Source organism: Staphylococcus sp. HMSC62D11 (assembly GCF_001839145.1).
GTDB lineage: Bacteria > Bacillota > Bacilli > Staphylococcales > Staphylococcaceae > Staphylococcus > Staphylococcus lugdunensis.
On sequence record NZ_KV840185.1, the window covers coordinates 18,153 to 33,067 of the forward strand.

The 14,915-nt window shown below is 32.8% G+C and carries 14 protein-coding genes; 2 read left to right on the forward strand and 12 right to left on the reverse strand.

Translation table 11 applies throughout. The features are described from left to right. Nucleotides 1-108 precede the first annotated feature (108 nt). Nucleotides 109-495, reverse strand: a complete 387-nt coding sequence (locus HMPREF3267_RS04675) for an NUDIX hydrolase (RefSeq protein WP_002479271.1) — start codon at nt 493-495, stop codon at nt 109-111. Nucleotides 496-623: 128 nt separating this feature from the next. On the opposite strand from HMPREF3267_RS04675, the gene HMPREF3267_RS04680 reads away from it, so the two are divergent. Next, nucleotides 624-893, forward strand: coding sequence for a hypothetical protein (locus HMPREF3267_RS04680; protein WP_002461160.1), 270 nt, complete (start codon nt 624-626; stop codon nt 891-893). A gap of 205 nt (nt 894-1,098) precedes the next feature. Here the strand turns inward: HMPREF3267_RS04680 and HMPREF3267_RS04685 are convergent, their stop codons facing one another. The 8 genes from HMPREF3267_RS04685 to HMPREF3267_RS04720 all read right to left on the reverse strand — a co-directional run bounded on the left by HMPREF3267_RS04685 (nt 1,099) and on the right by HMPREF3267_RS04720 (nt 11,489). Next, on the reverse strand, nt 1,099-2,070 hold the full coding sequence (locus HMPREF3267_RS04685; RefSeq protein WP_002479270.1) for a LysM peptidoglycan-binding domain-containing protein: 972 nt from the start codon (nt 2,068-2,070) through the stop codon (nt 1,099-1,101). A gap of 806 nt (nt 2,071-2,876) precedes the next feature. Then, entirely contained in the window at nt 2,877-3,716 is an 840-nt protein-coding gene (gmpC, locus tag HMPREF3267_RS04690; protein WP_002492176.1) for a dipeptide ABC transporter glycylmethionine-binding lipoprotein, read from the reverse strand. Between the two features lie 31 nt (nt 3,717-3,747). After that, a complete protein-coding gene (locus HMPREF3267_RS04695) occupies nt 3,748-4,407 on the reverse strand; it encodes a methionine ABC transporter permease (RefSeq protein WP_002479268.1) in 660 nt (219 codons plus the stop codon). A 2-nt stretch (nt 4,408-4,409) separates the two neighbouring features. Continuing rightward, entirely contained in the window at nt 4,410-5,432 is a 1,023-nt protein-coding gene (locus tag HMPREF3267_RS04700; protein ID WP_002479267.1) for a methionine ABC transporter ATP-binding protein, read from the reverse strand. Nucleotides 5,433-5,636: 204 nt separating this feature from the next. Then, complete coding sequence (locus HMPREF3267_RS04705; RefSeq protein ID WP_037543987.1) at nt 5,637-7,379, reverse strand: ABC transporter ATP-binding protein; 1,743 nt, start codon at nt 7,377-7,379, stop codon at nt 5,637-5,639. Beyond that, entirely contained in the window at nt 7,376-9,157 is a 1,782-nt protein-coding gene (locus HMPREF3267_RS04710) for an ABC transporter ATP-binding protein (RefSeq protein WP_062078458.1), read from the reverse strand. Before HMPREF3267_RS04710 ends, HMPREF3267_RS04705 begins: the two co-directional genes overlap by 4 nt. Before the next feature lie 283 nt (nt 9,158-9,440). Continuing rightward, nucleotides 9,441-10,586 carry a bifunctional cystathionine gamma-lyase/homocysteine desulfhydrase gene (locus tag HMPREF3267_RS04715; RefSeq protein ID WP_062078457.1) on the reverse strand — a complete coding sequence of 382 codons (1,146 nt, stop codon included), beginning with the start codon at nt 10,584-10,586 and terminating at the stop codon, nt 9,441-9,443. 6 nt (nt 10,587-10,592) lie between these two features. Beyond that, nucleotides 10,593-11,489 (reverse strand): PLP-dependent cysteine synthase family protein, encoded by an 897-nt coding sequence (locus HMPREF3267_RS04720; protein ID WP_012991034.1) that lies wholly within the window; start codon nt 11,487-11,489, stop codon nt 10,593-10,595. Nucleotides 11,490-11,777: 288 nt separating this feature from the next. On the opposite strand from HMPREF3267_RS04720, the gene HMPREF3267_RS04725 reads away from it, so the two are divergent. Continuing rightward, nucleotides 11,778-12,308, forward strand: a complete 531-nt coding sequence (locus HMPREF3267_RS04725) for a pentapeptide repeat-containing protein (protein ID WP_062078456.1) — start codon at nt 11,778-11,780, stop codon at nt 12,306-12,308. A gap of 106 nt (nt 12,309-12,414) precedes the next feature. On the opposite strand, the gene HMPREF3267_RS04730 is transcribed toward HMPREF3267_RS04725, so the two are convergent. The 3 genes from HMPREF3267_RS04730 to HMPREF3267_RS04740 all read right to left on the reverse strand — a co-directional run bounded on the left by HMPREF3267_RS04730 (nt 12,415) and on the right by HMPREF3267_RS04740 (nt 14,901). Next, the gene (locus HMPREF3267_RS04730; RefSeq protein WP_002479263.1) at nt 12,415-13,746 is read right to left on the reverse strand and encodes a sodium-dependent transporter; all 1,332 of its coding nucleotides are present in this window, start codon (nt 13,744-13,746) and stop codon (nt 12,415-12,417) included. Nucleotides 13,747-13,888: 142 nt separating this feature from the next. Then, nucleotides 13,889-14,143: a hypothetical protein gene (locus HMPREF3267_RS04735; protein WP_062078455.1), complete on the reverse strand. Its 255-nt coding sequence runs from the start codon at nt 14,141-14,143 to the stop codon at nt 13,889-13,891. A gap of 29 nt (nt 14,144-14,172) precedes the next feature. Then, nucleotides 14,173-14,901 (reverse strand): alpha/beta hydrolase, encoded by a 729-nt coding sequence (locus tag HMPREF3267_RS04740; protein ID WP_062078454.1) that lies wholly within the window; start codon nt 14,899-14,901, stop codon nt 14,173-14,175. Nucleotides 14,902-14,915: the final 14 nt, after the last annotated feature.

The window sequence follows — 14,915 nt, forward strand, 5'->3', positions numbered from 1 at the left end:
TTTCAATCCTGTCAACCTTGCGGGAGCGAGACTACAGATTCATAATGAATGCTGTCTCGTTTCCTATTTCCTTAATTCTATAACCTTGTTCAACACATTTTGAAAGAATCATTTTGAAGATATTTGCGCAATCCATGTTTGGACTGCTGGCGCTATTAAATGTGTATCTGTTTTATCAACCCATTTAATATCTGTAATTTCGTTATCGATTTGAATTTGTTCCCAATCTATATCTGTCGTCACACGATAACCATTGAGCTCCGTCTGCATATTTTTTTGCGGATATGCTTGCCCTACCACTGTCCCAATATATTCAAATTGAGTTTGAGGAATATCAAGCTTTAATTCTTCATTCACTTCTCTCTGGATAGCATCTAACATCGATTCATGAGCTTCTATTTTCCCACCTGGAAAATAATATTTTTCTCTATGTCTGACCTGTACGAGCAAGATTTTATCTTCTGTTTCTTCTACTAAGCATACACAACGAATCACTTTGACCATTCCTTTGGGATTAATTTGATTATTACATGTAACTATGTGCTTTCAAACATAATAAATGTTTCGTTATTACAATTTCGTTTATAATATAACCATATCATATTCATCGGAGGGTATGTTTCATGGCAAAAAAATCAAAATTAACACATGTATCCAATTTAATTAGTTTAGCCGGCTTTTTAGTAGATGGATACAATGGGATTAAGCATGACGCAAAAGAAAAGAATTTAGTTTATTTATCATTAGGTTTAAGCACTGCTGGTACTTTATTAGATTTCTATGTATCTTTAAAATCTCCTAAAAAGATCCGTAAACTTGCTGCACTATTTCTATTTATAATCAATGTCACACGCTTAGCTACAAGTTATCGTAAAATTAAAGAAGATTTCTAATTTCGTATTGTTATTTTATAGTGTTAGTCAATAACATTATTGCAGACATTCTTCTTATTTTATATCTACAACTCACAAATAAACAATTAGAACCGCAATTTGCTGTATTTAACAAATTACGGTTCTATTTTTTGCAAGCCTTAAGTAAGGTTGCCAAGATTTTAGTATATTTTAATCTCTCATCTTATTGATACAGCATCATTCATTAATGAATATATCTATATGAAGATACTTGATAAGAAGGTATTGTGCGATATGTCATAATTCCTGGTGATGCACTGTAGTTCATTTCTGAAACTAAGATACTACCATCACTGTTAACACGTTCTACAAACGCAACATGACCATAATATCCTATATCTGTTTGTGCAATTGAGCCTACTGTTGGCGTATAGTTAATTGTGTATCCATCCGCTGCAGCTGCGTTATCCCAATTATTAGCATTCCACCAATATGTGCTGATACCTTTACCAATAGCTGCACGACGATTAAATACATGCCATGTACATTGACCCCATGTATATAAGTTACTGTGGCTAAAAATTGGTGTTCTATAGCTATTAGAATTTGAAGTTCTTGTTGAAGAACCTGAAGCTGTGCCAGTCACTTTTAATTTTTGACCTGGGTAAATAAAGAAATTATTTAAACCATTTAATTGCATGATTTTTTGGTAAGTTGTGTTATATTTTGATGCAATTAAAGATAATGAATCTCCTGGTTGCACTGTATAAATACTAGATTTTGATGATTGTGATGGTTTTGTATTGTTCTTTGCAGCTGTACCAGTCACTTTTAATTTTTGACCTGGATAAATAAAGAAATTATTTAAACCATTTAATTGCATAATTTTTTGATATGTTGTGTTATATTTCGATGCAATGAGAGATAACGAATCTCCTGGTTGCACTGTATATGTACTACTACTTGTGTTTGCAGTACGGTTTGCTGTACTTTTGCTAGATCCACTTACTTTTAACACCTGATTAGGGAAAATTAAATTGGATTTTAATCCATTAAGTGATTTTAATCGTGCAATAGACATACCATATTTATGAGAAATTGACCAAACAGATTCTCCAGCTTTAACTGTATGTGTTGTAGCTGCTTCTGCCTGATGTGCGAATACGGTACTTAAAGCACTTGTCCCAATAATTGCTGCCATATATTTCTTTTTCACTAAAAAAACCTCCAATATCATTTTAATGTGTCTTTGTATTATTCATAAACATACTACTCACTATGTCTCATTACATTAAATAGCAGTAATGGCATCTCTCGACTAAATAGATGAAAATGATTGCATTAAGTCGAGACATAGTTTACTTCATATACTATACACATTCATGTATTGTCTCGGCTTTTCGTTCTGTCTTTTATAAATCCACATATTAAAGGTAATACAAAAAACAGCAGAATACCATTTCAATTACATTACAGTATTGTGAAGTTATGATACATTACTTTGCGCTATTAAAATATTATTTTTTTATTTATTTTTTTAACAATGTTTTTGTCGGTTATATGGCAATCTACAAACAAAATGATGCCACGATATCATTGCTAGAAAAAACTGATTTAGCCAGTTTTTCTGTACTTGGGCCTCACCCCAACTTGCGTTGTCCGTTGCCTTTCGCTTCGAAAGCCTCTGTGTTGGGGCCCCAATCCAACTTGCTTTGCTTGGTGAAATGGGCTATCAATTGAGACTTCTTTTTTAATTTCTAATGATGTTAATGATATTGTCGAATCTATACCTAATAATTGCTTCTAATATTATCATAATGCTACATACCGACCTGCAATGATGTTAAAAGTGATCCTATATATCTTCACTCAATCTATATTCTCCGGCTTTGAGTTTGTGTGCTATTTCTGATTTTCACTAGAATGTTAGGTTGAAAAATAACGAAAAAGACAATCTCTATTTGACTTCAATAGAAATTATCTTTTTCTTAATTAGATGCATTTTAACTATGTTATTTTAAGTTATTTTAAGCTATTTTCAATCTCTTCGATTTCTTTTTGAGATAGATTAATGGATTTTTCTCCGTCTTTAATGTCTTTTTTCAATGCCTCTTGTGCTTCTTTTGAGTGATATAATTTCACAATTTTTTGATACGTTTTATTATCTTTATCCTTATCATTAACTGCTACTAAGTTTATATAAGGTTTAACAGCATCTGACTCAGATTTTTCTAAGTATATTGGATCTTTTTTAGCATCCAAACCTGATTTAGTAGCTACACCATTATTGATGACTGATAAATCAACATCGTCTAATGCTCGTGCCGTTTGTTGCGCATCTACAGCTTTAATATTTAAATGCTTAGGATTATCTTTAATATCTTTAATTGAACCACTTAAACCAAAATTGTCTTTTAATTTAATCAGTCCAGCAGCCTCAAGTAATTTTAATGCACGTGCTTGGTTTGATACATCATTTGGAATAATGACTTGTGCACCATCTTTGACATTTTTAATGTTTTTTACTTTTTTTGAATAGATACCTAACGGCGCCAACACAGTCGTACTTATAGCTGAGATTTTAGCATCTTTATGTGCTTTTTTATAAGCATTTAAAAATGCAAAGTGTTGGAACGCATTCATATCAATATCGCCGTCACTTAATGCTTTATTGGGCACATTATAATCTGAAAAATGTTTGATTTCGATATCAATATGATCCTTTTTAGCTAATTCTTTTACCTTTTCCCATGCAGCCGTATCATTTGAAGCAACACCTATCGTTACTTTTTTATTATTGCCACCACCACAAGCTGCAAGTACAAAAATAAATGCAAGTACTAAAGTAAATAATCTTTTCATACATACTTCCCCCTAATTTTACAAAATAAAGTTAATTTCGACGTAAACGTCGAGAAATAAAATTACCTAACGTTTGAATAAATTGAACTAAAATGACTAAAACAATGACTGTGATAATAATGACTAGAGTGTCAAAACGTTGATAGCCATATACTAAGGCTAAATCGCCAATTCCACCGCCACCTACAGCACCTGCCATTGCAGTGCTACCAATTAATCCTATGATTGCAGTTGTTATCGCTAAAACTAATGAGCCTAATGCTTCAGGTATTAAAAAGTAACGAATAATTTGTAACGGTGAAGCCCCCATAGCTTTGGCCGCTTCGATAATGCCATCATCGACTTCCAATAGCGAATTCTCTACTAAACGCGCAATATAAGGTGCAACATAGACGGTTAAAGGTACTATGGCAGCTGTAGTACCAATAGAGGTGCCAACCAATAGTTTGGTAAACGGCACAATCGCAATTAATAAAATAATGAATGGAATTGATCTTAAAATATTAATCATAGGATTTAAAAGTTGATGAATTACCGTATTTGGCCATATGCCATGACGTCTAGTAATAACCAATAATACACCTAAAGGAATGCCGATAAGCGCACCAATAATCAATGATATCGTCACCATATAAAGTGTTTCATATAAGGCTTGTAATAGTTGTGAGCTATCTATACTGGACCCAAACATTGTTAAACGACCTCCTCATATTCGATATGCTGTTGACTAAAATAATTTTCTATACGCGTTCGATCAACATCGTTAAGTTGTATATCAAGCCATAAATAACAAACTGTGTTCTCTTGTATGGCAGACATTGAAGAATATATTATATTGACATCTACACCATAATTGCGTATTAGCGTATTGATTAGTGGAGAAGTCACTTGTTGCGCATCTAAAAACAAACTATATACAACATGCGAGGTGTCATTTACCAATTTAAATAAAGCTTGTAATTGTGTTGAAGGTTCTGTATTAATCACTGTTGACACAAAGTTTTTAGTTGTCTCTGTTTGTGGGTGACTGAAAACTTCTTTAACCGTACCCAGTTCAATCACTTCTCCTTGTTCCATCACAGCTACACGGTTACATATTTTTTGGATAACACTCATCTCATGAGTAATCAACATAATTGTGACACCAAATGTTTGGTTAACATTGCTCAATAATTTAAGAATAGAACTTGTTGTAGCAGGGTCTAACGCACTGGTAGCCTCATCGCATAATAATATTTTAGGGTTGGTAACAAGTGCACGCGCAATTGCAACACGTTGCTTCTGCCCACCTGAAAGTTCATCCGGAAATTGATGCATTTTATCAGCTAAACCCACAAATTCTAGCATTTCTTCAACTTTTGCTTTAATCTCATCTTTATGTTTATGGCTTAAAATAAGTGGCATCGCGACATTTTTAAATACAGTCGCTGAATTCAATAAATTAAAATGTTGAAAAATCATACCGATATCTTTCTTAACATTTCTTAAGTCTTTTTCAGAATATGTATTAATATCTTTACCATCTACGATTACTTCACCGTCTGATACTTGTTCTAGTTGATTCACTAAGCGGACAAGCGTACTCTTTCCTGCACCGCTATAACCTATCACACCAAAGATATCATGCTTTTCTATTTTAAAAGATACATCTTTCAGAGCCTGTATCGTTTCACCTTTTTTGTTGAATCTTTTATTTACTTTTTTAAATTCAATCAATAGTATCCACCCTTTATTCCGATTAACTTAATATGATTATTATGCATTATATTGAATTATATGTAGCCCGTCAATACAATTTGCTGAAAATATTTAATATTCCGACTTTTAAATTTGTAATTTCAATTTAGCAAGCACACCAAAACCATAAAATAACGCTCCAATTAAAATCTTACGATTCCAATTGAAACGTTATTTAAAAGCTTAAACACCATTCACTTTCCAATCACTACTTTTCCGCTGTAATGTAACCAGGTGTTGATATAAATCCTGATTAGACATTAATTCTTGATGCTTTCCTTTTTCCACAATTTTTCCATCTTTCAACACAATTATTTGATCACAATGTTCAATTGTTTTTAAGCGATGTGCAATAACAATGACCGTTTTATCTTGAATCAGTTTACTGATTGCTTCTTGAATAAGCGTTTCGTTTTCTGGATCTAAAGATGATGTTGCTTCATCCAATAAAATAATTGGCGCTTGCTTTAAAAATGCTCGAGCAATAGAAATTCTTTGTCGTTCGCCTCCAGATAAAGTCTGACCGTTTTCACCAATTATAGTTTGATACCCTTCTGGTAATTTATCTATAAACTGTTGGCAATTCGCCATTTTTGCTGCCGCATAAATCTCTTCATCTGTAGCCTGATAGTTACCAACTTTAATATTATTAAATACCGTATCATTGAAAAGTGTGACATCTTGAAATACAAATGAATAATACGACAGTAAGTGTTCGGGATGGATGTCATTAATGTTATGACCATCAATTGTAATATCACCTGTTTTTAAGTCCCAAAATCGACATGCTAATTTCGAAAGTGTACTTTTTCCACATCCAGAAGGCCCTACTAAAGCCGTAATCTCTCCCTGATGTGCTGTAAATGTGACATCATGAATAACCTGGTTCTTATTGTATCCAAAAGATACGTGATTAAAGTGGATATCAAATTGTGAAAGTTGAATATCTTTTGAACCGCCCTGTTCTTTTATATCAAATATATCTTTAATACGTTTAGCACTTACTAAAGAATAAATAAATTCTCCTATTTTATATAACGAATTTGTTAAAGGATCATATATACGCACTGCAATAAACACAAATAAAATAAATCCCAGTATACTTAATTGTTGATTTACAAGTAATACCGTTCCTACTAGTACCATAATTCCCAAACCCATGCGAATGATATTATAAGAAATAGATATAAAGAGCCCTACTAATATTTCATAAAGTATAGACCATGGTACTATAGCCCTGATTGTTTGTTTCAATTGTTGAATATATTTCTCTTTTTGATTAGAAGATTTTATCACTTTTATATTTTCTAAGTATTCTTGTAGTGCTTCTGAAATATTAAGTTTCAATTGTCTATTCTTTTTATTTGTAGCAGCAGTTGCAAATTTAGATATCGCAATAAAAAATAAAGCAATTGGCATAATCAAAAATAGTATGGCTGACATTTGCCAATTGTAAAAACTGAGCACAATTAATGTCACCATGCTTGATACTATACCAGCAATTAAATTAGCAAAGTCGCTCGTTAGTTGCTTTTCAATTACGGAAACATCATCCATTAACGTACTTGTAAAATCACTTAAATCTCTACTACTTAAATAAGATAAAGGGAGTTTCCTGAATTTCTCAGCCAATCTTATGCGCATGATAGCAGTTTCTTTGCCCGAATTAACATACATTTGCTGATAGGTCTTTAGATAAATCATATATATTAAAGTAAGTAAAGTTAAGCTTAATATAATATATTTCCAAAGATTAATTGTGTGAGGTTCTCCTATTTTTATATGGCTTATCATTTCATCTGTTAGCATAATAAGTAATATCACAGGTAAAATAACTGATAATTGATGAATTGAGGTAAATAATGTTGTTTTATATAAATCACGTTTCCCTTGTTTAGATAAAGAAAATAATGTTTGTATGTTCATCTTTCCACCCCTATTCTCCAATTAACACTTTGCTGATAATTATTATACATTCGTGCATAAACACCATTTTCTTTCATTAATGAACGATGTTGTCCTTGTTCAACTAATTCTCCTTCGTCAATGACTAAAATTTGATCCGCATGCGTCACTGTAGACAATCGATGCGCTATCATGATAACGTTCTTATTTTTCATCATTGAATTAAGTGCTTGTTGGATTTTATACTCATTCTCAGCATCACTAAAGGCTGTTGCTTCATCTAATAGAACGATAGGGGCATCTTTCAACATTGCCCTAGCTATTGTTATTCTCTGAATTTCTCCTCCTGATAAATAGCTACCTGATGTACCAAACACGGTATCTAAACCGTTAGGCATTTTATTAATAATTTCACGACATTGCGCTTGATCAACCACGCGCTCAACCTCTGCCTTTGTAGCATCTGGTTTATAAAAACGAATATTTTCTAACAAACTAAGTTTAAATAGTTTCGTCTCTTGAAACACAAAACTAATATTAGACATTAAATCTTCATATGACATTTTCTTTACATCGACACCGCCTACTAATACAGAACCTTCATCCACATCATAAAATCGAGTAATCAAATTAAATATTGTTGACTTTCCACTTCCAGAAGGACCTACAATTGCAGTGACACTATTAGGATGACATGTAAATGATAATTTATTAATTGCTTTTTGTTTCATGTCTTCATATGTAAAACTGACCTTATTAAAAGTAATATCAAAACGCGTAGGTTTTATAGAAATCGTTGGCATTGATAATGCTTTTGCTTTATATATTTTTTTGTCAAGATGATCCATTGCATGAAAAATAATCATAGCTTTATATGAACTTTCCATAATTCTCATCAACATAAATGCTACTAGTGGTGTAAAAATTACAAAGAAAATATAACTTAAGAGTAGGGATTTTAGCTGCTCTGAATGATTAAAGAAGATAATGGTTGCCGGTATAAGAAAAGAAAAAATACCATAAACACAAACGATATAACCGCTCATCGCTTTCTTCATTGATAATGCATAACTTACGGTAAAATCCCTATAATTTTCGATAGCATGATTAAATGATTTAAATGAAAAAGCAGTTTGCCCAAATATTTTTACTACTGATATACCACGAACGTATTCAACAACATCATTACCCATATTTGCTGATGCTTCTTGATATTTTTCTAAAAACGCTTTGCTATCTTCTCCCATCATAAATTTCAAAAGAAGAAAACCTAAAATAACTGGAATTAAACAAATAAGAGATAGCTTCCAATCAAATATAAAAATCAATACTAAAAAAGCGATTGGTGTCGTTAATGCCTGTGCCATATCAGGCAACTGATGTGCTATATAATGTTCAACTTCTTCAGTATTCTTTTCAATAAGCTTACGTAATTTACCACTTTGTCTTTTCTGAAAATATCCTAACGGCAATTCGTTCATATAATCGATAAGTGTTATTCGATATTTAGCTACAGTGTTAAATGCCACTATATGAGATAGTAGTAAAGCTAAACCATAAAACATAAATGCGACTGATACATAAATAACAGATTGCCATCCAAAATATGTCATCTTCTCAATGACTGATTTATTTAAATTACCTTTCGCTGACAACATACTTTCAATAACATAATAAACATTCAAATACGCGCCTAAACTTATAACACTCGAAACAACAGACAATAAAATCGCTAAATAAAACAAATATTTATACTTTCCCATGAGTGTTTTTAATTTGTCTAAATGTTGGTTTTTCATATAAATTTCGAGACTAAGCTACTCATGTTCATTTTAAAAGTTGCTTGACGACCGAAAATAGCGTCATCTCTTCTCCTTTCTTATTTCATTCTTGCATATTTAATATAAAAATGAATATTATCTAATATAATTGAAAATTATTATCAATTAATATATTACAAATGTATCCTTATATGATATTTATGTCAAATTACACTTAAAAATTTTATAGCACTTTATGAATATTGATTAAAAAAACCAAGCAACTCTAAATATAGCTGCTTGGTTTTTTTATAATTAAACTTTATTTTATTGTATCTAACGCTTGTATAAGATCATTCACTAAATCTTCTGTATCTTCAATACCTATCGATAAGCGAATTAAGCCATCTGTAATACCTTCTTTAGCGCGAATGTCTGCGGGAATTGATGCATGGGTCATCAGCGCTGGAACAGATATCAAACTTTCTACTGCTCCTAAACTTTCTGCTAAAGTAAAATACTGTGCCTCACGTATGACGCGTTTGGCAAGCTCCGTATCTTTCACTTCAAAGGCAACAACTCCTGTGTGTCCACTTGCTTGAGCAAGATGTACATCATGATTTAAGTGTGTCTTGATACTTGGGTGAAACACTTGTTGAACAGCTGGATGCTGTTGTAACATCTCTATGATGCTTGTCACATTACGATTAATTTGTTCCATACGTAATCCAAGTGTCTTAACTCCTCTTACTAATAGATAACTATCTTGAGGTCCAAGAACACCTCCTGTTGAATTGGAAATAAAGCCAATTCGTTCTCCTAGCTCGTCGTTTGCTGTGACAACTAAACCTGCAACTACGTCACTGTGACCACCAATATATTTCGTTGCTGAATGAAGTACAATATCAATACCAAAATCAAGCGGATTTTGATAATACGGCGTCATAAATGTATTATCGACAACTGAAATTAACTGATGCTGTTTAGCAATTTCGGCTGTTTTTTTAATATCTGTAACACGTAATAATGGATTGGATGGTGTTTCAATATATAACATTCTTGTTTGTGGTTTAATAAATTGTTCTACATTCTCAATATATGATGTATCAACAAAATCAACTTCAATACCATAACGTGTAAAAACTTTAGTTAAAGCACGATATGTACCACCATAAACATCAGAATTTAAAATAATGTGGTCTCCTTTATCTAGTAACATCATAACGGCACTCACCGCTGCCATGCCCGAACCAAAGGCAAATCCATGCTTACCATGTTCTAAATCAGCAATAACACTTTCAATAGCCCCACGTGTAGGATTTGCTGTTCGTGAATATTCATAGCCTTGTCTTAAATCACCAATATCATCTTGTAAATAAGTACTTGTTTGATAAATAGGGGTCGTTACTGCACCTGTATAAGTGTCTGTAGTATGTCCACCATGAACCATTTGCGTTTTTTTATTCATCTTTAATCATACTCCTTTATAATTGAAAATTTGTTTTGACATATAGCGATCACTACCGTCGGGAAAAATAGTTACAATAACACCTTTATCGAGTTGTTGTTTTATTTCCAAAGCACCCTGTAGCGCTGCTCCTGAAGAACTTCCCACAAGTAAGCCTTCACGTTGTGCTAATTGTCTGACATTGTTAAAACCATCAACATCACTTACCGTAATAATGTCATCAACGAGGTTCCGTTTGAGAAATACAGGCCACTTTTCAGAGCCTATCCCTTCAATATCATGTGGGTGGCTCTCCCCTCCATTAAGTATTGAACCTTCTGGCTCTACTAAAATATTTTTCACATTAAAAGGTTTAAGATGCGAAGCCACACCAGTAAATGTCCCTCCTGAACCTATGCCAGCCACAAAATAATCAATTTGTGGTAATGAATGAGTAATTTCTTGACCCAAGGTATTTTTATATGCAGCAGGGTTGTCTTGCGATTCAAATTGGTTCATATATACTGCCCCTGTAGCTGCAGCATATTGCCGCGCTTGATATTGTGCACCAAGCATGCCTTCAGCTTTAGGTGTACGTGAAATATCAGCACCTAGCGCGCGCATAATAGCAATTTTTTCTTCTGAAAAACCATCTGGTGCAAATATTTTACAATTTATATTAAACCTGTTAGCAGCGATGGCTAACCCAATGCCTGTATTACCAGCAGTAGCTTCAACAATCGTATCCCCAAGATTTAGACGTCCTTCATGCAAAGCCGTCTCAATCAAATACTTGCCTAAACGGTCCTTCACACTACCACCCGGATTAAATTGTTCTAGCTTTGCATATATCTGGACATTGTTATCACTATAACTTTCGAGTAAAACAAGTGGCGTATGTCCTATTAAATCATAAGCGATCATATTAATTGTGAGTATGACAAACACTGCGTACGTAGTGTCTATAGCCACCGTGCATCGTCAACTCATTGAACCTTCTTTCTTGAAAAATTAAATCTTACTTAATAACTAAGGATTTTACGCTATAACTTCTTTTTTTGCAATCTCTATGTTTATTGCATGTAGCACAATGCCTGGCTCACAATATGACTGTTCTTGAATTGTCTTTGCATGTTAGGATAAATATGTAAAAGGACAAATTAAAAAAATTGACAAACCACACTTACAAAACATATCGGGAGATGATGACATATGCCATCGAAACAGAACTTATCGCTTTCTGTTTTTACAAATGAGCAATTTAAAAAATTAAAGTACAGCACAACAACATTTAGGAATTGCATGTTTGATGCGCTAGAAGTAAATAAAAGTCGCTTTAAAAAATGTGATTTTTCAGAAGGTATTTTTAAAAATATAAAAGCTATAAGTAATAGTAAATTCATCTATTGTGATTTCACTCAAAGTATTTTTGATGATGTTCATTTTTATAATACGTTATTTAAATATGTTGAATTTACTACCACAACGTTTGAGCGCAGTCACTTTAATAATATAGAATTTCAGTATTGTAATTTCAATCATCATTACCTACACGATGTGGCACTACAAAATGTCATATATGACAAGGTGTACTTTGAAAACATAACACTAGATTTATGCCAACTTGATAATGTAACGTTCAATCATTGTACATTCAAAAATGTAACGATTAATCAGTCAAGTTTGCCCGATAAACTTAAAGTACAATTACAGCACGATGGTGTTCATTTTAAAGATAATTAATAAGTAAATAAGAGCACTTACCCATAACTTGGCTAAGCGCTCTTATTTTAAATCTAGATTTATATAATTTATAAAGCATATGCTGTTCGCGTATCATTGTTCGTCTTTAAAATAACTGCACTAAAAACACGAGTATAATAACAAGTGGCATCACGTATTTAATAAGATAATACCATGGTATAAAAAGTTTAAATTTATCTTTACCAAAATTTTCTTTTAATAATTTTTTATCTAATAGTTGACCAACAACAAGTGTTGTACCTAACGCGCCTAAAGGCATTAGTATATTAGACACTAAAAAGTCCATATTATCAAAAATTGTACCAGCTAAAAATTTAAAATTGTTTAACGTACTAAAGGATAATGTTGCAGGAATACTGATGATAAACACTAATGCACTAGCAATCATCGCTACAACTTTACGTTTCGAGTTATCATTTTTAGTAAAATTAGACACATTTAGTTCTAGTAACGATATAGATGACGTAAGTGCTGCAAATAAAAACAGAATGAGGAATATAAAGTAAAACGCAATTCCAAAATGCATTTTACTAAATACAAGTGGCAACACCTTAAATAATAGTCCTGGTCCTTCTTGAGGATGGTAACCAAACGTATGCAATGCTGGAAAGATTGCTAAACCAGCCATGACTGAAATCATGATGTTCATAACAACGATAGAAAGTGCCGATGATTTAATGGTCATAGCTTTAGGTGCGTAACTTGCATAGGTAATCATGCCCGTCGTTCCCAAAGACAATGTGAAAAAGGATTGGCCTAGCGCAAAGAGTACACCTTGCATAGAAATATCTTGTATGCGAGGTTGCAAAATATACTGCACACCCTCTAACGCACCGTCTAAAGTTAATGATTTTATTACAATAATTAGTAGAAATATAAATAATAATGGCATCATGATTTTAGAAGCTTTTTCCAGACCACCTTCAACGCCTAACATCACGATGACCATTGTTAATGCGATAAAGATGCCTTGTCCAACTACAGTAATCCAAGGGTTACTTATCATGCCCTCAAAGCTAATCTGAGTTAAGGAGTTATGTTCAAGTGACAGCATTTGTAATATAACATGTCCTATATATATAATAATCCAGCCTCCAATAACACTATAGAAGCCAAATAGCACAAACACTGCTAAATTTCCGTTCCAACCAATCAAATTCAACCATTTTTTCCCTGTCAATTTACTGTATATTTGGGTCGTATAAGTACGTCCCATTTTACCAACAGTAAATTCCATAATAAGCAGAGGTAATCCCACAAATATAGTGAACAGTAAAAATAATGATAAAAACGCGCCACCACCATATATTCCTGCCATATAAGGAAATTTCCACATTGCACCTAGTCCAATAGCTGATCCAGCACTGGCTAAAATAAAACCAGTTGAGGTTTTCCATTGTGACTCCTTACTCATCATAACAACTCCTTTAGTACGTTAAAGCGTTTATGTGCTTAAGTACTACTGTAACATGTGTAGTCAATACGTGCAATATACATATAAAAATAAAAAAATAGTGCAGTGACTTTGTCGTATTCACAAAGCCTGCACTACTGGTAAGTTATTCATAATCTTCGAAACCATATGCAATAGTCTGTCCATCTGTAACTTCCGTTATCTCTAAGCTTTCTATATGATCCACATTAATATAATGTACACTGTTACCTGTGTTTAAGTATAAATATGCAAGTTCGTCAAATTCATCTATCAAACGTTGATGACACGTTTCTTTATCTTTCCCATGATCAAAACTTTTAAATTCTTTAAATGTTTGTCCTGAAGTCGTCGTATAAATTAATAAAAATGTACGTTTCATTTTATTCTATCTCCTTTGTATTTTTTATCTCAAGATTGAAAAAATGTCACTATATCGTTGATTACATCTTCACTCCCTTCACCATAAGTCATTAAGTGTTTACTTAACCGGTATGCAGTTAATGACTTATTTGTTTGTGTCATATGCTCAGCAATATATTGTGCGCTTTCTTGATAAGAAGCGTCATCTTGTTCACCATATAGAACCATTGCATCTGCATTGATATGTGCTAAATCATGCATGATATCTGTTATAAAAAGTCTAAATGCGGTCAATTGTGAATGATATTGTTTAATTGTGTTTAATTGCTTTTGTGCTTCACTATCAGACAGGTGTTGTAATTCATTCATACGCTGTCCATAATGTTCCATACGCCACGCAATACCTGTTTCTGCTTTTTGATGGGGAGCTGACATAACAGCAATCTTAGCCACAGGATACGTTTCAGCTATCTTAAGTGTCAATAATCCACCTAAAGAAACGCCTGTAACATATATTTGTTTGTAGCCTTGTTGTTGTAAAAACTTGTATCCATTTTGTGCATCATGCCACCAATCATTAATATCAAACGCTATTAATTCAGTAAGCGGTAATCCATGCCCTCGATAATTTGGTGCGTAACAAGTAAAACCTTGTTTATGCAATGCTTGCGCTAATGGTTTCACATCTCTAATCGTGCCGGTAAATGAATGTAATAATAAGATAGCTTCTTCACGATGTCCTTCTAAATATATCGGTCTTGGCGAAGTTAATTTCATACTTCTATCCTCCA

What these genes read in the sequence shown, in the direction of transcription:
- HMPREF3267_RS04730 (WP_002479263.1), bottom strand. Translation starts at nt 13,746, where the DNA reads ATGATGAGTAAGGAGTCACAATGGAAAACCTCAACTGGTTTTATTTTA.
- HMPREF3267_RS04735 (WP_062078455.1), bottom strand. Translation starts at nt 14,143, where the DNA reads ATGAAACGTACATTTTTATTAATTTATACGACGACTTCAGGACAAACA.
- HMPREF3267_RS04680 (WP_002461160.1), top strand. Translation starts at nt 624, where the DNA reads ATGGCAAAAAAATCAAAATTAACACATGTATCCAATTTAATTAGTTTA.
- HMPREF3267_RS04725 (WP_062078456.1), top strand. Translation starts at nt 11,778, where the DNA reads ATGCCATCGAAACAGAACTTATCGCTTTCTGTTTTTACAAATGAGCAA.
- HMPREF3267_RS04705 (WP_037543987.1), bottom strand. Translation starts at nt 7,379, where the DNA reads ATGAACATACAAACATTATTTTCTTTATCTAAACAAGGGAAACGTGAT.
- HMPREF3267_RS04740 (WP_062078454.1), bottom strand. Translation starts at nt 14,901, where the DNA reads ATGAAATTAACTTCGCCAAGACCGATATATTTAGAAGGACATCGTGAA.
- gmpC (WP_002492176.1), bottom strand. Translation starts at nt 3,716, where the DNA reads ATGAAAAGATTATTTACTTTAGTACTTGCATTTATTTTTGTACTTGCA.
- HMPREF3267_RS04695 (WP_002479268.1), bottom strand. Translation starts at nt 4,407, where the DNA reads ATGTTTGGGTCCAGTATAGATAGCTCACAACTATTACAAGCCTTATAT.
- HMPREF3267_RS04710 (WP_062078458.1), bottom strand. Translation starts at nt 9,157, where the DNA reads ATGAAAAACCAACATTTAGACAAATTAAAAACACTCATGGGAAAGTAT.
- HMPREF3267_RS04715 (WP_062078457.1), bottom strand. Translation starts at nt 10,586, where the DNA reads ATGAATAAAAAAACGCAAATGGTTCATGGTGGACATACTACAGACACT.
- HMPREF3267_RS04720 (WP_012991034.1), bottom strand. Translation starts at nt 11,489, where the DNA reads ATGATCGCTTATGATTTAATAGGACATACGCCACTTGTTTTACTCGAA.